General features: G+C 70.8%; 20 protein-coding genes and 2 pseudogenes. 15 read left to right on the forward strand and 7 right to left on the reverse strand.

Annotation, left to right across the window (positions count from 1 at the left end; all coding sequences use genetic code 11):
- Positions 1 to 221 precede the first annotated feature (221 nt).
- From ACFY4B_RS41410 to ACFY4B_RS41430, 5 genes and pseudogenes are all read right to left on the reverse strand, one after another.
- Positions 222 to 659, reverse strand: a complete 438-nt coding sequence (locus ACFY4B_RS41410) for a hypothetical protein (protein WP_387976708.1) — start codon at positions 657 to 659, stop codon at positions 222 to 224.
- A gap of 875 nt (positions 660 to 1,534) precedes the next feature.
- On the reverse strand, positions 1,535 to 2,668 hold the full coding sequence (locus ACFY4B_RS41415) for an IS630 family transposase (protein WP_387976711.1): 1,134 nt from the start codon (positions 2,666 to 2,668) through the stop codon (positions 1,535 to 1,537).
- 40 nt (positions 2,669 to 2,708) lie between these two features.
- Positions 2,709 to 3,077 carry a S26 family signal peptidase gene (locus ACFY4B_RS41420; RefSeq protein WP_384231952.1) on the reverse strand — a complete coding sequence of 123 codons (369 nt, stop codon included), beginning with the start codon at positions 3,075 to 3,077 and terminating at the stop codon, positions 2,709 to 2,711.
- Between the two features lie 399 nt (positions 3,078 to 3,476).
- Positions 3,477 to 3,802: pseudogene (gene trxA, locus ACFY4B_RS41425) on the reverse strand (thioredoxin).
- A 90-nt stretch (positions 3,803 to 3,892) separates the two neighbouring features.
- A pseudogene (locus ACFY4B_RS41430) lies at positions 3,893 to 4,642 on the reverse strand (NAD(P)/FAD-dependent oxidoreductase); the annotation flags it as partial.
- Here ACFY4B_RS41430 and ACFY4B_RS41435 point away from each other — a divergent pair.
- Together ACFY4B_RS41435 and ACFY4B_RS41440 are read left to right on the forward strand one after the other, a co-directional pair.
- The gene (locus ACFY4B_RS41435) at positions 4,545 to 5,153 is read left to right on the forward strand and encodes a hypothetical protein (RefSeq protein ID WP_387976714.1); all 609 of its coding nucleotides are present in this window, start codon (positions 4,545 to 4,547) and stop codon (positions 5,151 to 5,153) included. The pseudogene ACFY4B_RS41430 and the gene ACFY4B_RS41435 overlap by 98 nt on opposite strands.
- 604 nt (positions 5,154 to 5,757) lie before the next feature.
- Positions 5,758 to 6,696, forward strand: a complete 939-nt coding sequence (locus ACFY4B_RS41440) for a hypothetical protein (RefSeq protein WP_387976717.1) — start codon at positions 5,758 to 5,760, stop codon at positions 6,694 to 6,696.
- A gap of 81 nt (positions 6,697 to 6,777) precedes the next feature.
- Here ACFY4B_RS41440 and ACFY4B_RS41445 read toward each other — a convergent pair whose 3' ends face one another.
- Entirely contained in the window at positions 6,778 to 7,527 is a 750-nt protein-coding gene (locus ACFY4B_RS41445; protein ID WP_387976720.1) for a DNA-methyltransferase, read from the reverse strand.
- A 570-nt stretch (positions 7,528 to 8,097) separates the two neighbouring features.
- Between ACFY4B_RS41445 and ACFY4B_RS41450 the strand changes: the two genes are divergently transcribed.
- The 12 genes from ACFY4B_RS41450 (at position 8,098) to ACFY4B_RS41505 (ending at position 19,757) form a co-directional block, all read left to right on the forward strand.
- On the forward strand, positions 8,098 to 9,267 hold the full coding sequence (locus ACFY4B_RS41450) for a C40 family peptidase (protein ID WP_387976723.1): 1,170 nt from the start codon (positions 8,098 to 8,100) through the stop codon (positions 9,265 to 9,267).
- A gap of 82 nt (positions 9,268 to 9,349) precedes the next feature.
- Positions 9,350 to 9,658: a DUF6112 family protein gene (locus ACFY4B_RS41455; RefSeq protein ID WP_387976726.1), complete on the forward strand. Its 309-nt coding sequence runs from the start codon at positions 9,350 to 9,352 to the stop codon at positions 9,656 to 9,658.
- Complete coding sequence (locus ACFY4B_RS41460; protein WP_387976729.1) at positions 9,658 to 10,344, forward strand: hypothetical protein; 687 nt, start codon at positions 9,658 to 9,660, stop codon at positions 10,342 to 10,344. Before ACFY4B_RS41455 ends, ACFY4B_RS41460 begins: the two co-directional genes overlap by 1 nt.
- A 36-nt stretch (positions 10,345 to 10,380) precedes the next feature.
- Complete coding sequence (locus ACFY4B_RS41465) at positions 10,381 to 11,841, forward strand: ATP-binding protein (protein WP_387976806.1); 1,461 nt, start codon at positions 10,381 to 10,383, stop codon at positions 11,839 to 11,841.
- Positions 11,842 to 11,979: 138 nt separating this feature from the next.
- The gene (locus ACFY4B_RS41470; RefSeq protein ID WP_387976732.1) at positions 11,980 to 13,452 is read left to right on the forward strand and encodes an SCO6880 family protein; all 1,473 of its coding nucleotides are present in this window, start codon (positions 11,980 to 11,982) and stop codon (positions 13,450 to 13,452) included.
- Positions 13,453 to 13,485: 33 nt separating this feature from the next.
- Positions 13,486 to 13,935: a DUF6238 family protein gene (locus tag ACFY4B_RS41475; RefSeq protein WP_387976735.1), complete on the forward strand. Its 450-nt coding sequence runs from the start codon at positions 13,486 to 13,488 to the stop codon at positions 13,933 to 13,935.
- A gap of 18 nt (positions 13,936 to 13,953) precedes the next feature.
- On the forward strand, positions 13,954 to 15,459 hold the full coding sequence (locus tag ACFY4B_RS41480; RefSeq protein ID WP_387976738.1) for an ATP-binding protein: 1,506 nt from the start codon (positions 13,954 to 13,956) through the stop codon (positions 15,457 to 15,459).
- A 32-nt stretch (positions 15,460 to 15,491) separates the two neighbouring features.
- The gene (locus tag ACFY4B_RS41485; protein WP_387976741.1) at positions 15,492 to 16,769 is read left to right on the forward strand and encodes a hypothetical protein; all 1,278 of its coding nucleotides are present in this window, start codon (positions 15,492 to 15,494) and stop codon (positions 16,767 to 16,769) included.
- A 101-nt stretch (positions 16,770 to 16,870) separates the two neighbouring features.
- The gene (locus ACFY4B_RS41490; RefSeq protein WP_387976744.1) at positions 16,871 to 17,977 is read left to right on the forward strand and encodes a hypothetical protein; all 1,107 of its coding nucleotides are present in this window, start codon (positions 16,871 to 16,873) and stop codon (positions 17,975 to 17,977) included.
- A 96-nt stretch (positions 17,978 to 18,073) separates the two neighbouring features.
- The gene (locus ACFY4B_RS41495) at positions 18,074 to 18,835 is read left to right on the forward strand and encodes a hypothetical protein (RefSeq protein ID WP_387976747.1); all 762 of its coding nucleotides are present in this window, start codon (positions 18,074 to 18,076) and stop codon (positions 18,833 to 18,835) included.
- 37 nt (positions 18,836 to 18,872) lie between these two features.
- Entirely contained in the window at positions 18,873 to 19,223 is a 351-nt protein-coding gene (locus ACFY4B_RS41500) for a hypothetical protein (RefSeq protein ID WP_387976750.1), read from the forward strand.
- 36 nt (positions 19,224 to 19,259) lie between these two features.
- Positions 19,260 to 19,757 (forward strand): hypothetical protein, encoded by a 498-nt coding sequence (locus tag ACFY4B_RS41505; protein WP_387976753.1) that lies wholly within the window; start codon positions 19,260 to 19,262, stop codon positions 19,755 to 19,757.
- A gap of 454 nt (positions 19,758 to 20,211) precedes the next feature.
- Here the strand turns inward: ACFY4B_RS41505 and ACFY4B_RS41510 are convergent, their stop codons facing one another.
- Complete coding sequence (locus tag ACFY4B_RS41510) at positions 20,212 to 21,123, reverse strand: pentalenene synthase (protein ID WP_387976756.1); 912 nt, start codon at positions 21,121 to 21,123, stop codon at positions 20,212 to 20,214.
- A gap of 598 nt (positions 21,124 to 21,721) precedes the next feature.
- On the opposite strand from ACFY4B_RS41510, the gene ACFY4B_RS41515 reads away from it, so the two are divergent.
- Positions 21,722 to 22,936: a hypothetical protein gene (locus tag ACFY4B_RS41515; RefSeq protein ID WP_387976759.1), complete on the forward strand. Its 1,215-nt coding sequence runs from the start codon at positions 21,722 to 21,724 to the stop codon at positions 22,934 to 22,936.

Raw genomic sequence — 22,936 nt, forward strand, 5'->3', positions numbered from 1 at the left:
CAGGTCGGGCCGGAAAGTCGCTGTCCGTCATCGGCTCCGCACGGATAGGAATGGGCGGGACGCGGACGCGCCGCGTCACCGAGAGGAGCCGCCCCTCGTAGTCGATGCCGCCGGCCGGACGGATCCGGGGCCTGCGGGCCGAGAACCTTTCCCTCGACGGGGGACCGCAGCCGCTCCCGGTCACACCGGGGGTGACCGGAACGGACCCGCACGCCGGACCATTACCGGGGTTCGATCACGACCGAACTGTGGAAGGTCCCGTTCATCGAGCTGTAGATGCACCTTCCGGACTCGGTCGTCACCGAGACGCCGATCGACTTCGCATGCAGATTCACAGCACTCGAGCGGAATGCCGTGTACTTCACCTGGAAGAGGCCGCTTCCCGTCTGGGTCACGCTCTTGTTGTCCGAGCACCACCAGTTGATCTTGTCGCCCCCCGCGGAAGGCATTGACGACTCGTCGACATAGTCGATCAGCGCCACGCCACCCTTCCCAAAAACGACCTTGTCGGTGATCGGATTCCCGTCGTCGTCGGTCGGCTGCACGGTGACCGTCACGCCGATCTCGTCGGGCTTGTTGGAGGCGTATATCGCACCCCGCTGCTCGCCGGTCTCAAGCACTACTGAGAGCTTCGATACGGACGTCCATTTCGATGCCATGCGCTTCTCTTTCGACGTGAGGTGTAGTGAGGTTCGATCTGGCGGAAGGTCTGACGCGAGCGGTGCGGCACTCGGGGACGGGACGTCAAATTTCTCGGAGTATCCCGCGATTGGGCGCAGAGAAGCCTTTCCCACTGCAGGGCGCTCGCCGGACCCCGATGAAGGTCTAGGATTCCTTCGGAAAATTTTTGTCGCCGCGACGAGATCCGTGCGACGGTGGCTCAGCTTCCAGAATGCAAATCGCTTCTCCGGAACGACTGCTTCCCAGTCGATCGTAATCGGGCGGCCACGGCAACGCATGCTCTCGACAGGGGCGATCGGCTCGTGGCCCAGAACGGTGCCGCAGCGACGCCAACAGCGCAGCCCACCATCCTGACCAACCGGTTCGGGCCTTCCATTAAGATCCCCCGACGGTGACGAGATCATCTCGTCCGGCTCGTTCCGACCGATGGGTCGGCCGCCGCCGCTGCCGCGTCCGTCGCCGGCCCATCGGCGCCTGCCGCTGGAGACACCGAAGGCGACCCCGGCATCGACGCGGGAAACGATCTTTGGAGAGCCGGGAAGGCCCACGTCGCCGAGGAAGCGTCACTGCAGGTCAACAGATTCTGTCGGTTGGCCAAGGACCGCCCCGGGTCGGCCTCACCCTCCATGTACCGTCTGTGTCCTGTCGCACCGAAGGTTGAGCGATCTCACCGAAGGTTGACGAGTGGCCGCTTGTTGCGCTGGGTCTTGACGATGGTCCTGCGGCGTGCCGATCGGTGACGAGGTCGGTCTGAGCCGGGCCCCGAGATCGCGGACTCGCGTGCGGGGCCGGAGGCGGTGCAAATCGCCGTCTGTTGTCCTCCAGCCCCGGCCGTCCCCGTTCTAGTGCCGTATCAGGCAACGTTTGCCCTGGCAACGACCGCGCGTAGGCGCCGATCGCTGGCATGGCGGTTTCGCCAGATGATGTAGCGGCGGATCATGCTGCTCTGTTCCTTGTGGCTGGTGTGGTCGGTGCCGTCGAGGGCGAAATAGCGCAGGGCGGTGAACTGGGCCTCGATCCGGTTGAGCCAGGAGCTGTTGGTCGGGGTGTATGCGATTTCCACGTTGTTCGCCTCGGCCCACGTCCCGACCCGCTGGCAGCGTTTTGTGGTCAGGTGCGGTGAGTAGTTGTCGCAGACGATCGCGATGCGCACGTCCGCGGGGTGCAGCGAGCGCAGGTAGCGGCAGAACTCCAGGAACTTGGAGCGGTTCTTGGTCTTCTTGACGTGCCCGTAGAGCTGGTCCTTGGCCAGGTCGTAGGCGGCAAACAGATGCCGGACCCCGTGCGGGCGGGTATAGGTCGCCCGCCTGCGCGGGCGGGGATCGCGGTCGGGATCCTTGTGCCGGCCGCCGCGTTCGGCCCACTGTCGGCCCGGGTGCGGCTGGAGGTTGAGCGGTCCGAACTCGTCCAGGCAGTAGATGACTTCGGGCTCGCCGTCCTCAGGTATGACCTCACCGTCGGCGATCGCGTACAGGTGCTCGACCCTCGCCTTCTTCGAGGCGTAGTCCGGGTCGCGGGAGGTCTTCCAGGTCTTCACGTGTTGAAACGAGACGCCCGCCTCGCGGAGCAGGACCCGAAGTCCCTCGTGGCTGATGTCGTCGACCACCCCCTCGGCGACCAGGAAGTCCGCCAGCTTGGCCAGGCTCCAAATCGAGAACGGCAGGCCGTGCTCGGCCGGCTTCGACTTGGCGATCTTCTTGATCTCCCGGCGCTCGGGCAGCGTGAACGTCCTCGGTCGTCCGCCCCGGTACTTCGGGTAGAGCGAGTCGAAGCCGTCCGCGTTGAAGTTGTGGATCACATCCCGGACCCGGTCCGCGCTGGTGAACGACACCTCCGCGATCTTCGCAACCGGCATACCCTGGGCGGAGAGCAGCACCATCTGGGCGCGCCGCCAGGTCACCACGGAGCCCGTGCCTCTGCGGACTATCCGCAGTAACCGCTGGCCCTCGTCGTCATCGATCTCGCGAACACGCACTCGTTCTGCCACCCGCATAGCTTGGCGGCCGATGCCGCCGGAAGCGTCAGGTTCAGGAGGGATCACCAGAGTCGGCTGCCGCGAGCGCCTTGCCTTCAACTCCAGACCGAGTGACACCGTCGACTGCCACACAGATACCAAAGACACGATCGTGGCTGGTCCAGCCGTTGACGCGGCCACGGTTATTGCTGATCTGCACCCGCTTCCTGGCGAGGTCCACGGACGACACCAAGTGCAAGTAGACCGTCCCGGCGACACGGGCGAGGACGATGTCTCCGACCTCCACCTTCGACGGGTCGACCGGGGCAACGATCACCTGCTGCCGACTACGTATCAGCGGGACCATCGAGGAGCCGCTGGGCCGGAACGTCACGGTGGCCCCGCCAGCAACCCTGCCTGCCACTGCATCCAATGCACCCACCCGATGATCGTGGCAGATTCCCCTGCATCACCCCACCGATTTACTCCTCCGCGCTCCATCAGCGAGGCGAACGTTGCCTGATGCGGCACTAGTTCACATCTCGCCTGACCTGGGAACTTGTTCCTCCAAAGTCGGACACTCGTGTGCGGGTTTCCGGCAAGGATCTCGACAAGCCCCCCCTAGGACATCAGGGGATAGAGCACAGCTCTCCTAAAGCCGGCTTCGCCAACTCGAGTCCTCGCTGGAACATGGCAAATACTGTCAGCGACGGTTAAGTATGGTTCTGGATCAATTTCGTGATCCAGAACCGCAGACCAAAGAGTCCGAACCAACAGACAGTACGACGGCGGCCCAGCCCGCGAGGGCTGAGCCACTGTCCAAAGCCGTCCGTGACGCCGGTCAGAGGAGCGCGGCGAGGTCACGCAGCAATGCAGCCTTCGGCTTGGCGATGGTGATCGTCTGCACGATCTCACCACCCTGGGAGACGTGCATTGTGGGCAGCGACAGCACGTCGTACTTCAAGGTCGTCTCGGGTTCGCACCGGCGTCGAGCTTGGCGATGGTGATCTTGTCGCCGTACTCGGCCGCCACCTGCTCCAGGAGGGGAGCAATCTGGCGGCACGGGCCGCACCAGGTGGCCCAGAAGTCGACCAGCACGGGCTTGTCGCTGCCCAGCACCTCGGCGGTGAACGTCTCGTCGGTCACGGTAACGGTGGCGCCAGCCACAACGGTCTCCTCACATGTCACAAGCTCAGGCAGGGTCGTGCGCAGGACGGTTCACGGGCCGGGCTTCCCTGCCCGGCCGAAGCCACGGTGTCAGGCCACAGGCTCCAGCTCGCCCTGGTCCTCGTCGAGGTCATCGGAGGCGACGTCAGCGAGGGCGGCCAGGTAGCGCTCGGCATCCAGAGCGGAGGAGCAGCCGGTGCCGGTGGCGGTGACGGCCTGGCGGTAGGTGTGGTCCACGACGTCACCGGCACCGAACACGCCGTCGACGTTGGTCCGGGTCGAGGGGGCGTCGACCTTGAGGTAGCCGTCGGCGTCGAGGTTCAGCTGGCCCTTGAAGAGCTCGGTGCGCGGGTCGTGGCCGATCGCGATGAACAGGCCGGTGACGGCCAGCTCGCGGGTCTCGCCGGTGGTGGTGTCGCGCAGGGTGACGCCGGTCAGCTTCGGGTCGCCGTGGATGGCCTCGACCGCGCTGTCCCACTCGAAGCGGATCTTCGGGTCGGCGAAGGCGCGCTCCTGCATCGCCTTGGAGGCGCGCAGGCTGTCCCGGCGGTGGATGATCGTGACGCTCTTGGCGAAGCGGGAGAGGAAGGTCGCCTCCTCCAGCGCGGTGTCGCCGCCGCCGACCACCGCGATGTCCTGGTCGCGGAAGAAGAAGCCGTCACAGGTCGCGCACCAGGAGACGCCCCGGCCGGAGAGCTTGTCCTCGTTCGGCAGGCCGAGCTTGCGGTGCTGGGAGCCGGTGGTGACGATCACGGCGCGCGCCCGGTGCACATTGCCCTCGGAGTCGGTGACGGTCTTGACGTCACCGGTGAGGTCGACCGCGACGATGTCGTCGGGGATCTGTACGGCGTGGTGTTCAACCTGGTCCCGCTCCTCATGGAGCGCAGCGCCGTCTCAACCGCGGCCGCCTGGGCGCTCGGGTTCGGCTGCCTCGGGTCAAACCCTCGGCCGAACCCTCTGCGCCACCCTCGCCCGCTGCACCGGCGTCACCACTCGCACGGTCGTCCTCATCGGCGCCGGAGGAGCCACAACCGCACTCCTCGCAGCCGTCCCCGGCCCGACCGTTCTGCTCCTCGCCATCGCGATCCTCGCCGGCACCGTCCGCGGCAACCTCACCCTGCTCCAGGCCACCGCCGTCTCCGACCGCTGGGGAACCGCCTCGTACGGCCGACTCAGCGCCCTCCTCGCCGCGCCGGCCACCATCGCCGGCGCCCTGGCTCCCTGGGCAACCACGGCGCTCACCCCGGCACTCGGCGGCGGACACCCGGCACTCTTCCTCACCCTGACCGTCATCGCGGCAACCGCTGCGGCTGTCGCAGCAGCAGCTCGGCCGAGCACGCAGGCGGCCTGACATCGAGACGAAGTCTCCGCACGTGCACTTGGCGCCGTGCTCCTGCACGCGGACCCACGCATCACGCACACGACCGATGCTCTCCAGCGCGACGATCGCCATCTCGGAAAGGCGCGGGATACGGTTCACCACTAACCGGACGAGACGGGCGGCTTCTCGTCCGACAAGAAGCGCTGTGGCCAGCCAGCCGACAATCTGCACGGCTTCGGCTCCTCTATATCCAGGCAGGCAGGCGCGAACGCGCCCATGTCTGCGTCGAATCAGGTAGCCGAGAGCCCGCCCGACGTCACAGGGTCTCGCAGTATTCAGTTGTCCCCGGCCAGCCCCACGGTCCGAAGCGGTTCGATTGACGCAATCGGCGGGCGTTCTCCGGACGTCGGATCAGAGTCAGCGCAGCCAACAGCGGAGGGCGGTAGCCAGCCACACCTCACTACACATCGTAGCGACTCGATGCCAGATAGCGAGAACCCGCTACCGCCCAGCACCCTGATATGCCCAGAAGCTCAGATATGCCTCGGGACCGGCTGGCCGCCAGCCAGCAAAACCGGAATACACAAGTCCTCTTCTTGATTGGTCTCTCCGTACGATCACACGAGGGGGATGGGTGGCCGATCTGAAGGTGTTCCGGCGGGGTACCGACGGCCGCGACATCGAGGTCCGCGGTTCGACGGTGGCACAGGAGAAGGAGCTTCAGCAGCGGGTCGAGGGGTCGCTGGAGGAGATGCTCGGGGTGCGCTTCTTGGCGACGAAGTACCCGACGGGGCCGTGGCACCGGGGGGAGATCGACACGCTGGGCCTCGACGAGAACGGCGTGCCGGTGATCATCGAGTTCAAGCGCGGCCGCGACTCCGGGGTGATCACGCAGGCGACGTCCTACCTCGTCTGGCTTCTGGCGCACCGGCACGAGTTCGAGGCGCTGGTTCGCAGACGCCTGGGTAACGAGGTGGTGGAGACGATCGACTGGCGACGACCCCGGGTGATCTGTGTCGCGGCCGAGTTCTCGCGTCACGACCGGGCCGCGGCTTCGCTTCACCAGCGGAGCCATCGCCTGGACCTGGTGCGCTACCGGGTCTTCGGGCCGGACCTGCTGACGTTGCAGCTGGTCGAGACGGTCCCGGGCTTCACCGCTTCCTCGTCTCCGGTACCGGCCGAGCCAGCTGGCGAGGTGCATGCCGAGCCGGAGGCGGTCGCGGTGCCAGTGGAAGCGTCGCAGGTGGAGGTGCCTGGACGTCTACAGGAGCTGTACGGCGAGCTGGACGAGGTGCTGGCAGCGGCGGGTGAGCTGGAGGTTGTGCTGCTGAAGCACTACATCGCCTACCGGCGGATCCTGAACGTGGCCTCGGTCGTGTTCCGCCCGGGGCACGGGGCGCTGCTGGTCTACCTGCGTTTGGGCCCGGACTCGGTGGAGCTGGAGGAGGGCTTCACGCGGGACGTGCGTAACGTCGGGCACCTGGGGACGGGTGATCTGGAGGTGCGGATCGCTTCGTCGGCGGACCTCGAGAAGGCGGTGCCGTTGATCCGGCGGGCGGTCATGGAGTCCTGACCGGCGGAAACGGGCGGCTGGAGCGTGGTGCTCCAGCCGCCCTTTCGCGTCTGTGGGCCATTGGCCTGGTGGTTCTCATGGTCAGGCCTCCGGTCCGGCGAGGGCGAAGTCGTCCTGGGTCAGCTCTGCTCGCAGGCGCTGTTCGGCGATCTCGGCGTAGTGCGGGGAGAGTTCAACGCCGACGAAGCGCCGGCCCTCGCGCAGGGCAGCAACGCCGGTGGAGCCACTGCCGGTGAAGGGGTCGAGGACGGTGCCGCCTTCGGGGCAGATCTGGACGAGCTGCTGCATGATCTCCAGCGGCTTCTGGGTGATGTGGACGCGGTCCTTGCGTGGCTGGCTGGCGATGAAGTGGCCGGGCAGGTAGAGGTTGCGGCTGTTGTCGAGGGTGCCCTTGACGCCCCAGGTGATGAACTCGGCGGACTGTTTGAAGCCGCCCTTCCGCGGTCGGCTTGCGGGCTTGATCCAGGGGATGGTGCCCTGCCAGGTCCAGCCGGCCATCTGGAGGGCGTCGCTGGTGGTGGGCTCCTGCCTCCAGTCGGAGAAGACCATGGCGACCGCGTGCTCGGTGCTCGCCCGGTAGGCCTCGGTGAGGAGTTCGGTGAGCCAGGCGCGGTAGGAGCGCTGGTCGCGGTTCTCGCCGGGGAAGGTCTGGAGGTCGTGGGCGGAGCCGCTGGTGACGTACTTGGCGCGGGCGTCGCGGCTGGTGCGCTCGGAGCTGGTGCGGCCGCCGCTGTTGTACGGCGGGTCGGTGATGACCGCGTTGACGGACTCGTCGGGGAGGTTCTTCAGCACGGTGAGGGCGTCGCCTCGGTGGAGGGTGAAGTCGTTCACGGGGGCCTTCCTCGGGCAGGGGTTTACCGGCTCCGGGCGGCGCGCCGTGGCAGCCGCCGGGAGCGGTGGTGCAGGGGACGGTAGCCGCGATCGGCAGCCGTGCCTAACGGACAGCACGAGGACGTCGAGGCTGGTCGGGGCTCGTTTGGCGCGGCCGGAGTTCGCGTCTACTGTCTCGCCATGCCAACCGGGCAGCGGGCCAAGTCGGCCCGAACCGGGGCGCATTGGCCCGCGCTGTCCCGCCCAGGCGAGACCGCGCGACGGAGTGCGCGAATCTTCCCTACGCCCGAGGGGTGCCTCGTGTTCCAGCTGAGATTACGAGCGCGGCCGGCTGCCGCGCGTGACCCGAGACCGGCGTCCGGGAGCTACCAACTCCCCTGACCCGGACCCGCCCTGAACGGCGGTTTCACCACCGGTGCGGTGCCGGCGACTTCTTCGCACGAGGAGCCGGCACCGCACTCTCCTACAAACCCCGCAAGGAGCCGCTGCGATGCAGCATGCCCTGGCACACCCATGCCCTCATCCGCCTCCGCCGTTGGCCCGGTTCCGGTTCGGTGATCGGCGGGCACCGTGAAGAAGGCGGTCGGCGCACTCGTCGGGGCCGTCGCCTGCGGCCCGCTGATGCTGGCCCTGCCGGTGGTGATCGCCGGCGCGGGCAACGCCTCGGCGACGTCCACCTCGTGTCCGCCCGGCGGCGGTCCGCAGAGTGTGGACAGCTCGGCCGTCGCGGCACAGGTCGAGGCGATCCTGAAGGGCTCCAGCCCGCTCAGCGCCCCGAGCGTGGCGGGGCTGAGCAAGCCCGACGAGCAGATCCCCAACGCGAAGACCATCCAGGCCACCGGCGTCGCCTTGCACATCCCCGTCCGCGGGCAGGTCGTCGCGCTCGCAACGGCGATACAGGAGAGCGAACTTCGCAACATCCGCTATGGCGACCGGGATTCGCTGGGACTGTTCCAGCAGCGGCCCTCGCAGGGCTGGGGCACGCCGGAGCAGATCATGCAGCCGGTGTACGCCTCGACGAAGTTCTACGCGGCACTGCAGGAGGTCAACGGTTGGGAGTCGATGACCGTCACCCAGGCCGCCCAGGCGGTGCAGCGCTCCGGCTTCCCCAACGCCTACGCGAAGTGGCAGCCCTTGGCGGAGGCCCTGCAGAAGGCCATCGCCCCGCTGCTCTCCCCCGCCACCGGCACCTCGCCCACCCCAGCGCCGACGCCGACGACGGGCAGCACCCCAAGCCCGTCGCCCAGCAGTGGGGGCTGCGGTACGCCGACGGCGGGTGGTGACGGCACCGACTTCGGGACGATCCCGCCCGGTTCGCTGCCGGCCGGATACAACATCCCGACGGACGCGTCGCAGCCGGTGCAGACCGCGATCCGCTGGGCGCTCGGACAGTTGGGCACCCCGTACCAGTGGGGCGGCGCGTGCGCGAACTCGCACGGCGCGGACCCGATGGGCAGGTGTGACTGCTCCTCCCTGATGCAGGTGGCCTACCGAACCGGCGGGGTCTCGCTGGAGCGGACCACCTACGACCAGGTCAAGCAGGGCACCGCCGTCTCGGCGGACGCGCTCAAGCCCGGTGACCTGCTGTTCACCCGGGGCACCGCGGCCGTGCCGGAGCACGTCGGGATGTTCATCGGCTCGGGGCTGATCGTGCACGCCCCGAAGACCGGCGACGTGGTCAAGATCTCGACTCTCGCCTCGTGGCGAGCGGAGATCCTCGCGGCCCGCCGGGTCGTCTGACCCGCACTCTCCTCCCCTCCCCCCTCCACCCCCTTTTTCTCCGGGCTGCCTTGGCATGCCTTGAATCGAACTGGAGTTCCCCTTGTATTTCGCGGACGCCGTCGTGCAGCTCGCCTACGACCCCGGCATCACCCCCAACGAGGGCGGCCTTCCTGGCCTTTCGGTCCTCAAGCAGGTGATGGGCTCGCTGAACCTCTTCGGCATCATCGCGGTCGTCGGCGCCCTGGCCGTGAGCGCCGGAGTATGGGCTTGGGGCCACCACAGCGGTGGACACCAGGCCGAGGCCAACGGCAAGAAGGGCGTGCTCGTCTCGGCCGGCGCCGCCCTGCTGCTGGGCGCCGCGAACGGCGTCGTGTCGTTCTTCTCGACGCTCGGAAGCCAGGTCAAGTAATGCAGAAACGTTCATTCCATGCCGCCCGCAGCGGGGTGTCCGGCGGCGCGCTGGTGCGCCGCCGGGCGCTGCTGGGCACGGCCGTCCTGGTGGTGCTCGTCGTCTGCTCCGGGATCCTGGCCTACGTCACCCGGGACGGCCGGAGCTCCCCCGAACATGCTGCTGCGGCCAGCTTGCCCGCGCCGGGCCCGTCGGGTTCGGTTTCGCCGGGCACGCGCTCGGCCGCGCTTCCCGGGCCGCCGTCGACGCACGACCCGATCGCGTTCGCGAAGGCCGCCGCAGTGGCGCTGTGGTCATACGACACCCGCTCGTCCTCCCAGCCCGAGCTGGTGGCCTCCCTTCACCGGTGGCTGACCGACGAGGGCCAGTACGCCGACGCGGACTCGGTCGACCGGCTGGTCCCGTCGCCCCTGCTCTGGGGGCGGATGGCCGACTCCGGGCAGTTCGCCACGGCGACCGCGGCGGAGGCGCACTTCCCGGAGTCGTTCACCCGGGCGCTGCAGGCGGATCCGGGGGCGATCTCGCAGGCGTACGTCTACGCCGTGACGGTCTCCGGGAAGCAGTCGATCTCCTGGAACGGTGCCCCGGCCGGCGGCGCCGAGGACCGCTCCGCCACGCTCGCCGTCCAGTGCCGTCCTGACCGCCCGTGTGCTCTGGCCGGTGTGCTGCCGGCCGTGGCGCCCTGAGCCCGGGAGGTACTCGTGGACATCTGCAACCTCCCGATGATCGCCCAGGTCTGCACCGTCGTCGACGGCATGAACTTCGTCAGCGACCCGGGCAAGAGCATCACCGACGGCATCGGCGCGTGGATCGCCAAGTCGATGGGTGAGCTGGCGGCCAGCGCCGTCGACCTGTGCGCGAAGGCGGTCGACGAGACCACCGCGATCGACCTGTCAGCGCCGTGGTTCAGGGACAACTACCAGCTGATCTTGCCGATCGGGCTGATCCTGACTGTGGGCACCTTCTGCGCGCAGCTGATCCTGGCCGCCTGGCGCCGGGACGAGCGGGCGCTGGCCAAGGCGGCGTGGGGCACGATGACCGGTGTGCTGTTCGCCTTCGGGGCGATCAGCTTCACCGCGGTAGCAGTGACGACGGTCGACGCCTTGTCGGCCGGGTTGTTCCAAGCGGCGCACACGAGCGTTGCCGACGCGGTCAGGCGCATGATCAAGGTGACCCAGTTCGGGGCCATGTTCCCGCTCGGCTGGGCGATTCCCGCCCTGGTCGCGGTTGGCAGCGCGATCGGGGCGTTCCTCTACTGGTGCGTGATGGTCGCGCGCAAGGTCGGCGTCCTGGTGCTGGTGGCGCTCGCGGCGTTCGCGGGTGCCGGCGGCGGCTGGGAGGTCGCCAAGCGCTGGCGGCGCGGCTGGATCGAGGCCACCGCCACCCTGATCGTCAGCAAGCTGCTGATGACGGTGGTATTCCTCGTCGGCGTCTCCGCGCTCGGCAAGACGGACGCCAAGGACGGGATCGCCGCGCTGTCCGACGCCCTGGCCGGCGTCGTGATCATGGTCATGGTGTTGCTGTGCCCGTACGCCGTCTACAAGTTCGTCCACTGGGCGACGGACGGCGGTGGCCACGACGACGTGCACCGCACCGGCATGGCTGGGATGGCGACCGTGGCCGGGGCGGCGAAGACCGCCGGTTCCCTGGCCATGCAGTCCGGCATGGGGATGCCGGCGCCACAGGGACCGCCCCAGGTTCCCGGGGTCGGCGACGGCGGTGCTGCCTCCGGCATCGACCCGACCGGCCGGATCAGCGCGGACGGCATCGACGCCGGCCCCGCGCAGCAGCCGACGAAGTTCCGCTTCGGCGAGGACCCGAACGCCGGCGGCGACCGCGGCCGCGCCCTGGTCACCCGGCCCGGCATCCCGTCGCTGATTACCCGGGCGTCCGCCGGAGGCGGCGCCGAGCGGTCGAAGTCCGACGGCGGCGAGGCAGCCCCGGCCCCGGCCGCCCCGCGTGTCCAGGGTGCCAACCTGGCAGACTCCGTCGCTCCGTCCGCTGTCGGGAGCTCTCCGGCTTCCGGTACGGCCTCGGCCCCGAGCGTTCCCGCTCCTCCGGCACCGGTCGGCCCCGCCGTTCCCCCGCTGCCGGCACCGGCTGCTGGTAGTCCGGGCCCGACTGGAGGCCCGGATCCGGGACGCTTCGTCTACCCGAACCGGACCGCCGAGCCCGGGTCCTGACCAGCATCCTCCTTCCCCGGGGTGGGCGGCCCAGCGCCGCCCGCCCCGGGCCCACCATCCCCGAAGGAGCCCCGCGATGACGTCCAGAAGAGCGCCGCGCCCCCGCCCGCCGCCCGCACGCGCCTCCCTGGAACCCCGATGTCCTCCACTCCGAAGTCCGACGCCACCCCCGCGTCCGTCAAGTTCCCCCACCGCTCCAAGCGCGGCATCCTGCTCGGCCTCAGCGCCCCGCAGCTGGTCGCCTCCGCCGCCACCGGCCTGCTGCTGCTCGCCGTCCTCACCACCCGCGGCGTCACCGGCGCCCTCCAGCTCATACCTGTCTGGGCCACGGTCGCCGCCGCCGTGTTCGTCCGCTACCGCGGTCGCACCCTCGCCGACTGGGCGCCGGTCGCCGCCCGCTACGCGCTGCGCCGCCTGCGGGGCCAGCTGCTCTGGCTCACTCGCCCCTCCTCCCGTCCGGTGCGCGAGGGCCTGCTGCACCTTCCTGGCAGCGCGGCCAGCCTGCGCGTGGTCACCGCCCCGGACCGCCGCTACGGCGCCGTCCACGACCCGCACGCCAGCACCCTCACCGCGATCGTCAAGGTGAGCAGCCGCGCCTACGCCCTGCTCGACCCCGGCACCCAGAACGCCAACGTCAACGGCTGGGGCCGTGCGCTCGCGGCCCTCGCCCGCACCGGCCAGGTCGCCCGCATCCAGGTCATCGAGCGCACCGTCCCCGACTCGGGCGACTCGCTGCGCCGCTACTGGGAGGAGCACGGCCGCCCCGACGCCCCGCTGGCCGGCGCCCTCTACGGCGAGCTGATCCAGAACGCCGGTCCGGCCGCGGCCCCGCACGAGGCCTACGTCGCCATCGCCCTCGACTTCAAGGGCGCCCGGCGGCTCATCTCCCAGGCCGGCGGCGGACTCATCGGTGCCTTCGCCGTCCTCGCCCAGCTGACGAGCTCGTTCGAGCAGTCCGCCCGCACTGCCGGCCTCAACCCCACCGGCTGGCTGTCCGCCACCGAGATCGCCGCCGTCGCCCGCACCGCCTACGACCCCAAGTCCCGCGCCGCCCTCGACCGCTGGTCCGAGGACGGGCGCCCCGGCGCTGCCCCGGCCGCTGCCGGACCGGTGGTCGTGGTGGAGAAGGCCGACCACATCTCGACCGACTCCGCCCACCACTCCACCTACTGGGTGGAGAACTGGCCGCGCACCGAGGTCAACCCCGGGTTCCTCCACCAGGTGCTGTTCGCCTCCGGGGTGCGCCGCACCGTCTCCCTGTCCTACGAGCCGCAGGACCTCGACTCGGCGATGCGCGACGTGCGCCGCAAGAAGGCCTCCGTGATCGCCGACTCCGCCGAGCGCGCCCGCAAGGGCCAGGTCTCCAGCGAGGCCGACTCCGTGGAGTACCAGGACATCCAGAACCGCGAGCGCCAGCTGATCGCCGGCCACGCCGACGTCGCCCTCACCGGGCTGCTGACCGTCTCCGCCGACACCGAGGACGAACTGCGCTCCGCCTGCGCCGTGGTGGAGACCGCCGCCGTGGGCGCCCAGCTCGACCTGCGCCCGCTCACCTGGCAGCAGGGCGAAGCGTTCACCGCCTCCGCCCTGCCGTTCGCCCTCGCCGCCTGACGCCGGCCCTTCCGTCTTCCGAAAGAGCACCCGATGCCGGCCACCCCCGTCTCCGCGCAGGACTTCGTCCCGTACGCGACCGCCGCGATCGACTTCCACCGCGCGCTCAACATCCCCACCGGCCCGCTGGTCGCTTCCCGCGCCGAACTCGACTCCCTGCACGAGCACTTGGTCTCGCTGCACGGCCTGCTCGACGCGCATACCCAGCGCACCAGCCCGCTACTGCCCGGGGAGGGCGACCACCTGAAGGCCGCCCGCACCCGGCTGTGGCAGGCCGCCGACCACCTCCATGCCGCCTACCACTGCTCTCCCCGGTCCGGCAGCGGTGAGGTCCCGACCCGCGACGCCTGCCGCACCCGTCTACCCGAGGGCGCGCCCGAACTGACCATCTGCCGCCGCCACCAGCAGACCGCCCACCTGGTGCGCCGCCGCGCCACCCCCGCCGACCTGCACTCCCCGTTCACCGGCCTCGTCCGCCACTGACTTCCGAAACCCGTGATCATGTCCAGGAACCGCGCCACCGCCTCCCCGCTCTTCGTCCCGCGCAAGACCACCCGCGCCCAGCAGCGCGCCGCCCGCGCCGAGTTCGCCGAGGCCCGCACCAAGGCCCGCTCCGCCCAGGCCCCCACCCGACGCCGCGAACACGAGGGGCCCGACCCCGACCTGCGACCCACCTACCCCGCCTCCGGGCGCCCGGGTCCCGCCTCCGCCCGCGGCGGCAAGCTCCGCCTACCCAAGCACCGCCTGACCACCGCCGTCGCCGGCGGCGCCTACCCCTTCCTGGCGGAGGCCGGCCTCGGCGCCGAGGGCACCTTCATCGGCCGCGACCTCCACGCCGAAGGCTCCTTCTGCTTCGACCCCTTCGCGCTCTACAACTCCGGTCGAATAGAAGGGTTCACGAACCCAAACGCGATCCTGTGCGGCGTCATCGGCATGGGCAAGAGCGCGCTCGCCAAGTCCATCGCCACCCGCTCCATCGCCCACGGCTACAAGATCTACGTACCGAGCGATCCGAAGGGCGAGTGGACCGGGCTGGCCCAGGCCCTCGGCGGGCAGACCATCGCCCTCGGCCCCGGCCTCCCCGGACGGTTGAACCCGCTGGACGCGCCGCAGCGGCCCGCGGAGGTGAGCGAGGAGGACTGGAGCACCGAGGTCCGCAAGCGCCGTCTGCTCCTGCTGGCGAGCCTCGCGGCCACCGTGCTCAAGCGCGACCTGCTGCCGATGGAACACACCGGCCTCGACGTCGCCCTGGACCTGGTCGTCGCCGACGCCGACGCTGCCGGCACGGTGCCGCTGCTCGGCGACATCGCCCACGTCCTCGGCCGCCCCGAACGCCTCGACGCCGCCCTCGGCAACCAGGGAGGCAGCCTCGGCCACGCGACCGACGACCTCGCGCACGCCCTGCGCCGCCTGGTCCACGGCGACCTGAGCGGCATGTTCGACGCCCCGTCCACCGTCACGTTCGACCCGAACGCGCCGATGCTCTCCATCGACCTGTCCCGTCTGGGCAGCAGCGGCGACGACACCGCCCTCGTCCTGGCGATGACCTGCGCGAGCGCCTGGATGGAGGCCGCTCTCACCGACCCCGCCGGCGGCAGGAGGTGGGTGGTTTACGACGAGGCGTGGCGGATCATGCGCCACGTCGGCCTGTTGGAGCGCATGCAGCAGCAGTGGAAGCTCTCTCGCGGGCTGGGAATCGCAAACCTGCTGATCCTGCACCGCCTGTCCGACCTGCTGTCCGCGGGCGACGCCGGATCGCGCGGTCGCGTCCTCGCCGAAGGTCTCCTGGCCGACTGCTCGACCCGGATCATCTACCGCCAGGAACCCGACCAGATCCCCGCCGCCATAGCCCTGCTCGGCCTCACCGGCGTCGAAGCCCAAGCCATCGCCGCCCTCACCCGCGGCCGGGGCCTGTGGAAGGTCGCCGCCCTCTCCTTCATCGTGCAGCACCTCCTCCACCCCAGCGAGAAGCAGCTGTACGACACCGACTTCCGCATGGCCGCCTGACCGCCCCTGCCCTTCGAGAATCCTGAACTCGCTTGCCCAGCAACGACGTCGAGTCCTACCTCGACCACACCAACCTCACAGCGGCCGACTTCACGGCGTTCGAGCAACTGCTGGCCGCCCAACGCGACCGCCGCCCGTACACCGATTCCGACTGGCGCCTCGTGCTCAGCTCCAGCGCCCGCGACGGCGACGGGCGGTGGGAATCCACCTACGCGCTGTTCCGCCCCGGCGCTGCCTTCGGCAGCCCGTCGGTGGACGACGAGACGTACATGCGGGTGTACTTCGACGAGGACGGCCGGGCCCTGCCCGACCATCCGCACGCCCCCGGGTCCCTCCCGCCCTTCGCCGCCGAGCTGGCAGAGCACCTGCCCGGCTGGACCGTCCAGGCCAGCCCGCTCGCCCCCGGCCGGAATCTCGCCGAACTCCGCAGCCAGGCCTGGGGCTGGGGACGGCTGCCCTGGAACACCGCCTCCGCCCCGCACACCGCCCTCATCCTCACCGGCCCGGACGGTGAACGCCTCCTCGCCGTGCGGACCAGCGCGGACGCCCCGCTCCTCGTCGGCGCTGCCCGGCCCGACAACGTGCCCGCCTACGACCCCAGGGCAGTGCACCTGCCCACGCCCGTCGCCTTCCCCGCCGGCGCACCGCCGGCCGCCGTGGCGGCCGAGCTCACCACCACCCTGGGGCCGCGCTGCCAGCAGGCCGCCTGGCAGGCCCGCGCGAGCGCCGCCACCCACGCCGTCGAGGCCCTGCGCCGCCTGAGCACCGCCTACATCCCGGCCCCTGGCGACCCCTGGGGCCACGGCGAGATCGGCTCCTTCGACTCCCAGGAGGACCGCAACCGCGCCGCCTGGCCGTACACCGAGACGCTCATCGACCAGGGCCCGTACCTCGTGGCCGGCATCCGTTCCGCAGCGACGATCGAGGACCACCTCGACCCCGCCATCGGCCCCGACCTGCGACAGCTCCACGTCACCGAGACCGCGCTCGACAGGCTCCGAGAGGTCCGGGACGGCTGGCGCGCCGACATGGCCGCGATCACCGGAGACCGCGCCGCCGCCGAGCGAGCGCGGGACCGCGCCGAGGACCTGCGCAATCAGGAGGCGTGGCAGTGTGCCGCGCCGCTCACGAACGGCCCGCTTCCCGCGCTGGCAGCACACGTCGCACCAAGGATCGGTTCGCCCGAGCCGAACCGCGAACAGCAGGTCAAGGCCGCACTCGCGCGCACCGGCCCGGTTCACGGCCACAGCGCCGCAGCGGCAACGTCACCGGTCCCGCCGACGCCGGGTGCACTCCGGTGCGCGCGGTGAGCGTCTAGCACGGCTTCGCAGCCGGACCAACTCCCCGGTCTTCGGCATCATCAGCTCCCCGCCCCGCTGCGGCCCGTCCGCGTACCCCGCAGGAGCACGCCATGCAACCCGACCAGCTGACCGTCCTGTTCGCCGAGAACGGCTTCGGCGTCACCGCCCACGTCTACGGCCCGGACACCCCGCCCGGCCGCGACACCACCGGTCCTGGCCGGCACTACGCCCACGTCACCCGACCCCTCGCGCAGCGGGGCCTTGAGACCCGGGTCGACTTCGGAGCGGACGACCATGTCGTCGTCGCGCAGCTGCACGACGGCACCTTCCTGTCGATCTCACCCCCACCGGACGGCGGACACCCCGAAGTCCCCGGTTTCCCGGACGCGTGGCTCGTGAGCCGGTACGCCCCGGGCAACGCCGAGCTGCCCGAAGTCCTCTACGACAGCAGGCCTGGCGGGCCCGACGCCCGCAAGCGGGGGAACGTGCCCGAGCTTCTCGCCGCCGTCGACGAGTACCTCGACGGCCTGGGCGTGCCGTCCCGCCAACAGGTCCAGGCCGTACGTGCCGGCGCCGAGTCCGCCCTCCACCGCGCCGGGTTCATCCCCGTCGTCCGTGTCCACGAGACCCATCACCGGCTTCCCGTCGCCATGGTCGACCCCGGCGAGCGCCGGAGCGCCGTGACGCGGGCCGTCGACCACCTGCGCGCCACGGGCTACCGCTTCACCTGCCCGGCGGACCTGATCGACCACAGCCTTTCGCCGACGCTGCCCCCGTCCCGGTCGCTGGCCCAGGTCGGCGAGGCCGTCTCGGCAGCCGGGCACACCCGCGAGGTGGCCGACGCGCTGAGCGAACTGACCGCTCCCGGCGACGGCGTCCTCGACCAGGTCGTCGGCGTGCTCCACGAAAGCGCCTCCTGGTGGGAGGGCCTGGGCGGCGCTTCCGATCCGCACTACGCCGCCCGTCTGCGCCACATCGCGGACATGGCGGACGGCTACGTGCGGGAGATCCGGGCGATGCGCGGCGACCTCGCCGACCGGCACGCCGCTCATCCCAGCCGCGCCCGGCCCGCACCCCGGGTCCCGGCCGGCCTCGACACCCGGGTGCTCGCCGCCGTCGCCACCTCCCCCACCGCCGTACGCACCCTCACTGGTCACCCGGCCGAAGCCGTCCTCGCCGCACCGGCCGCCGTCCGCTCCGCGGGTCCGCGCCGCTGAACCCCTGCCCGGGAAGGACAACCGCCGTGCCCCGCCGCCGCAGACCGCGTTCCGCCCACCGCTCCCACCGTCCGACCACCAAAGCGGAGCCCCACCGTGTCTGCCGCCGAACCCACCCAGCTTCCCCACGTCGCCATCGGGCACCACCCGAACCACGGCATCGTCGCCTCCCTGCCCACCCAGTCCCCGGCCGCCCAGTGGATGCTGGAGCGCCTCGACTTCGAGCGCCTCCCCGGCCACCCCACCCTCTACACGCTCACCGACCAGCACCGCGAAGCCCCCGAGCGCGCCGCCTGGGCGGCCAAGCTCCTCACCGGCGCCGGCTACCGCGTCAACACCGACATGGCCCTGGCCCCCGTGAACTCCGGCAGGCAGGAACAAACACAGGCGCGGACGGCCACGGCCGAGCCGACGCCCAGCCACCAGCCGGACAGCGGTCCGGACGTCGCCATCGCCGAGCACCCGACCCTGGGCATCGTCGCCGCCATCAACGACCACCTGCCCTTCACTCCGGGCATCTACCTGGATACCGACGGCTGGCGCTACCACAGGGACCTGGACGTCTACTTCCCACCGGCCGGATCCCGGGCGGACTCGCTCGACGTCGTGGCGCACACCGTCACGGGACTGCGGCGCGGCAACTTCCAGGTCGCCCTGGAGCCCCGGCTCGCCGAGGACGTCGCCGCTCACCGCGCGGCGGTCCGACAGGCGTTCGCCACGCACAGGTCCCGCATCGACGAGGCCGCACTCAACAGTCCGGCCCACCAGCCCGCTCCTGCCGCCGCTGCCGGCCCGCTCGGCGGCAACCGGCCGCCCGCGGCCGTCGACCCGCGCATCGCCTTCGCCCGCGCGCGCTGACCAACCCCGCTCCCCCTACCGCCTTGAGGAAACCCCCGTGTCTGCTGCCGCCACTCCCTCCGACAACACCCCGTTCCGCCGTACCGGCCCCTTCTCTGTGCTCCCGCATCTCCCCCAGGAACCGGACGTGGTCTTCGCCGTCCACCCCAAGCTGGGCATCGTCGCCGCTCTCTGCGACCACCTGCCCGACGAGCCGGCCGAGATCCTCATCAAGGCCGGATGGCGTCACCTGGCGGACCTCGACATCTACCGCGCACCCTCCGACGGCCCCGACGCCGTAGCCGAGGCCACCATCCGCCTCCGGCAGGGCCGGTACACCGTCGCCGTCGAGCCCGCCCTCCCGGACACCGTCCTCACCTGTGCCACCACCTGTGACCGCCACCGCTGACCGGCCAGCACCACAACGAACAAGGAACCAACGAACATGGCAGTGAAGAAGATCTGGATGATCACCCACGCGTGCGGACACGGGGCCAAGCGCGACCTCGGCGCCCGCCCGGCCGACCGGCGAGCCGGCTTCGCCGACTGGCTCGCGAAGCAGGACTGCACCGACTGCTGGCGTGCCGCCCAGGACAGCGACGAGACGGGCAAGGCGGAGTGGCTGGGGACCAAGCGCGCCGCCGAACAGGCTGATTCGGAAGCCTGGTCCCAGCAGTACCGGATGCCACCGCTGGAGGGCACCGACCGCGGCATCGCCTGGGGCATCCGGTGCCGCCACCAGGTCCTCGCCGCCGCCTACACCACCCTCGTCCTCGACGCCGGCCTGCCGGAGCCGCAATGGGAGCAGATCGAGGACCAGGCCCGCACGATCACCCGCGCCGGCTGGTGGATCGACCAGCGCACTTCCGAACCCGGCGACCTGCCCGAGCTTCTCGACGCGGCCGTGGACACCGACCGGCCGACCGAGAACCCCTTCGTGTGACCCCCCGGTGCTCTGCTCCCGGGCAGAGCACCAGCCGCCAACTCCCCTGCTGAACCGCGAGTGGGCCGGCAGCGACAAGACCCCTGACGAGATCGTCGCGGCGCACGGCGTTCCCCCAAGCGCCTCTGGAGAAGATCTCCCTGGGATGCCCTAGCCGCTTCTGCCCCGGGAGATTCGCGGCGACGACGGGCACTCGGCCCCGGCACCCCTGCCTGACAGCACCCGCAAGCGGCAGGGTCGATCATGCGCTCGCCGCCGCGGCAGTCCGCTCGTCGCGTTTCGCGCAGCCCTCGCACGACGGTGGCGGGTGAGGGGCCCCTGTCCTTCCTTCGTGCCGGTGGTGATGACGAGGTGTTCGGCGAGTCGCGCAGGCTCATCCCCTGGTCGCACATGTGGAGGGCGTGGGGATCTTGGACTCGTCGGCAAGGGAAGGGGCCGTGCCGACGGGAGGGGGTCAGGTGCTGCCCCGGCCGGTGGTGTTGTCCCACAGGAAGGTTCCGGCGACGATGTCTCGCAGTCCGGCCACGTTACGCAGGGCACCCGGCACCGGCGAGGGCGCCCGGCCAGGGTCGGCGGCGTGGCGTTCCAGCCGTTCGAACCGCTCGTAGCGGTCGCGCAGCATGCCCGCCAGTCGATGGAGGGCTGCGCCACGAGTGAGGCCCTCGGCAGTCTCCAGGACCAGGAGCAGGTTGTTCGCGAGGTCACCACGTGCCTTCTCCCGGTCGGCCGATACCACGTCGTTGTTGATCGCGACGATCTCGGCCCCGATCCGGCGCAGCTGTGACACGTAGGGCATGTGCGCGACCAGGTCGTCGACCTCGTCGCCGTTGACCCGTTCCAGGAGGTCGTCGACGACGAGGGTCGAGGTGGTGCTCACGCGCCGGTGCAGACAGCTCTGCGCGTCCGGGGCCAGGGCGCGGCAGCGGTCGACGACCTCGGCGTACTGCCCGGCGAGGTAGCCCTTCCAGTGGTGCGCGGCGCGTGCGCGCCAGGCCGGGGACATGCCGGTGATGCTGCGGCGGAAGAGGTCGGCGAACGCGTGGACGACGGGGGGCTGCCCCGGGCCGACGACGGGGACGGGCCGGTCCAGGATCGCGGTCATCTCGCCGAGGAGTTGGGCTGAGCGGGCGGTGTCGCGGCCCAGTTCACCGTCGAAGAGGTCGTCGAAGGGTGCGAAGTACCAGCCCATCAGATCCGAGGCGAGGTCGAGTCCCTCCGCGGTGGCGTCGGGGTAGCACAGTCCGGCCAGTTCGCTGATCTTCCAGTCCCGCAGCTGGCGGTCGTTCGCCTGGCGGTCCTCTGCCAGGCCGAAGTGGTACATCCACGCGGAGGTGTGCTCGCGGGCCCGGTCCACGTGCGGGCTCATCCGCGCCGGCCACGGACAGCCGAGCCCCGGTCCCGGGATCGGTCTCCGGGCGGCGGACGGGCGAGCAGCCGACGTCCCCAAACCCGTCGGGCCGGGGGCCGTCCACACCCGCCCAGCTCCAACTGGACCATTGGCCGGTTCCGCCAGAGAGTTGTCATCCACCATGAACGCCTCCCAACACCGCGACCTTGTCGACAGGGCATCCCCCGTGAGGCGGACTGGGGCTCACCAGGCAGGCAGCGACACGTTGCCCATGGCCGTCATACTGCCCAGCCGCCCCGTCTCGCTTCTCCTGACACGCCGAGCACCAGGCTTACCTGTCCTGCGCTGCCGGCGCTCCTCTAGCCCCGTCCCCACACCTGTGCGCCAGGAAGGGCGCTGGGCCCGGCTGCACCACGACGAGTACTTTGCCTGTTTCGCCCGCGAGAAGCACAGCCGCGAAACCACGGCGCCTTGCAGCCCTGACGCCCGTGCGGCTCCCTCGGGGCCCGGCCGCCCGACGTCTACACCCGATCTCCGTCCTGGCCAAACCGCCGAATCCGCGGATTCTCTCTCTGCCAGCCCGCCGGGCTCCGCTGCCCGTCCGAGAGGGGACGCCGTGATCGTCCACCTGCAACGTGCCGCCACCACGGCCGCGCTGATCCCCACCCTGTACGGCCTGGACGACCTCCGCGGCCAGCTGCGTCCCAGGCTGATCGGTGCCGACTACCGCGGTGCCGACAAGCAACTGCCGCTGTTCGGCGATCCGCAGGAGGTCCTCGGCGGCGGCGTGCTGGACGCCCCGGCCCTGCGGATCGGCTCCCGGGCGCCCGAACTCCCGGTGTGGATGTGCTCGGTGCGCTCCGACCCCCTACAGCCGGACCTGAGCGACGCCCAGTGGGCCGACGTCTCCCGGCGCCTGGTCACCGCGACCGGGCTCGCCCCCACCGGCGACCCGAACGGCTGCCGGTGGGCCGCGATCCGCAACGACGACCGGTCGGTGCACGTCGTCGCCACTGTCGTACGCGAGGACGGATACATCCACAGCACCTACCGGGACCCCTTCCACGTGCAGGCCAAGTGCACCCGCATCGCCGCCGAACTCGGCTACCTCACCCGTACCGTCACCACTTCCAAGGACCACCGGATGCCCGCCATCACCATCGACGCCGGGCCCAGCGGCAGCGTCGTCGCCACCGGTACCAGCGACGACCTCTCGGCTGCCCTGCTCCGCCACGCCGGGTTCAAGCAGATCGACGACTGGCACGGCCGCCGCCACCGGCTGCCCACCACGACGCCCCGCCCCGAAGCGGCCGCCTGCGCCACCCATGCCGCCGAGATGCTGCGCGCCGCCCGCTACAAGGTCGACCTCGACCCCCGGCTCGACGTCCAGCCGCTCGCCACCGTCGGCCAGCAGATCCTCGATCTCAGCGATGAGCTGCGCGGCAGCACCGACTTCGCCGAGCTCGCCGGCGTGCTCGACCGACTCCTCGACCCGGACGACGGGATGCTCGTGCGCCTCCAGGAGGCCTTCGAGACCGCCTCCGAACAGATCACCGATCTCGACCCCGACCAGGTCGAACTCTCCGACCGATTCGGGTCCTCGTCCGACCAACTCGTCGAGGTCCAGGCCGAACTGGACGGGGCCGTCGACGAGGTCCGGCGCGCCGGATCCCGCGCGCCGGGCGCCACCGACGGCAGGGGCACCGACGACCTGCGAACCCGCGCAGCCCTCGCCCGCAGCACCACCCCCGGCATGTCCACCGCAGCCGCCCCCACCCGGCTGCCGCCTGCATCAGCTACATCGGCCCGACCCGCCGCCCGAGCCCGCTGA

Origin of the sequence: Kitasatospora sp. NPDC001261 (genome assembly GCF_042896795.1) — a bacterium.
Taxonomy (GTDB): domain Bacteria; phylum Actinomycetota; class Actinomycetes; order Streptomycetales; family Streptomycetaceae; genus Kitasatospora.

Coding starts and splice junctions, on each gene's coding strand:
- ACFY4B_RS41410 (WP_387976708.1), bottom strand. CDS start 659: ATGGCATCGAAATGGACGTCCGTATCGAAGCTCTCAGTAGTGCTTGAG.
- ACFY4B_RS41460 (WP_387976729.1), top strand. CDS start 9,658: ATGCAGAAACGTTCATTCCATGCCGCCCGCAGCGGGGTGTCCGGCGGC.
- ACFY4B_RS41465 (WP_387976806.1), top strand. CDS start 10,381: ATGATCGCCCAGGTCTGCACCGTCGTCGACGGCATGAACTTCGTCAGC.
- ACFY4B_RS41470 (WP_387976732.1), top strand. CDS start 11,980: ATGTCCTCCACTCCGAAGTCCGACGCCACCCCCGCGTCCGTCAAGTTC.
- ACFY4B_RS41475 (WP_387976735.1), top strand. CDS start 13,486: ATGCCGGCCACCCCCGTCTCCGCGCAGGACTTCGTCCCGTACGCGACC.
- ACFY4B_RS41480 (WP_387976738.1), top strand. CDS start 13,954: ATGTCCAGGAACCGCGCCACCGCCTCCCCGCTCTTCGTCCCGCGCAAG.
- ACFY4B_RS41490 (WP_387976744.1), top strand. CDS start 16,871: ATGCAACCCGACCAGCTGACCGTCCTGTTCGCCGAGAACGGCTTCGGC.
- ACFY4B_RS41505 (WP_387976753.1), top strand. CDS start 19,260: ATGGCAGTGAAGAAGATCTGGATGATCACCCACGCGTGCGGACACGGG.
- ACFY4B_RS41510 (WP_387976756.1), bottom strand. CDS start 21,123: ATGAGCCCGCACGTGGACCGGGCCCGCGAGCACACCTCCGCGTGGATG.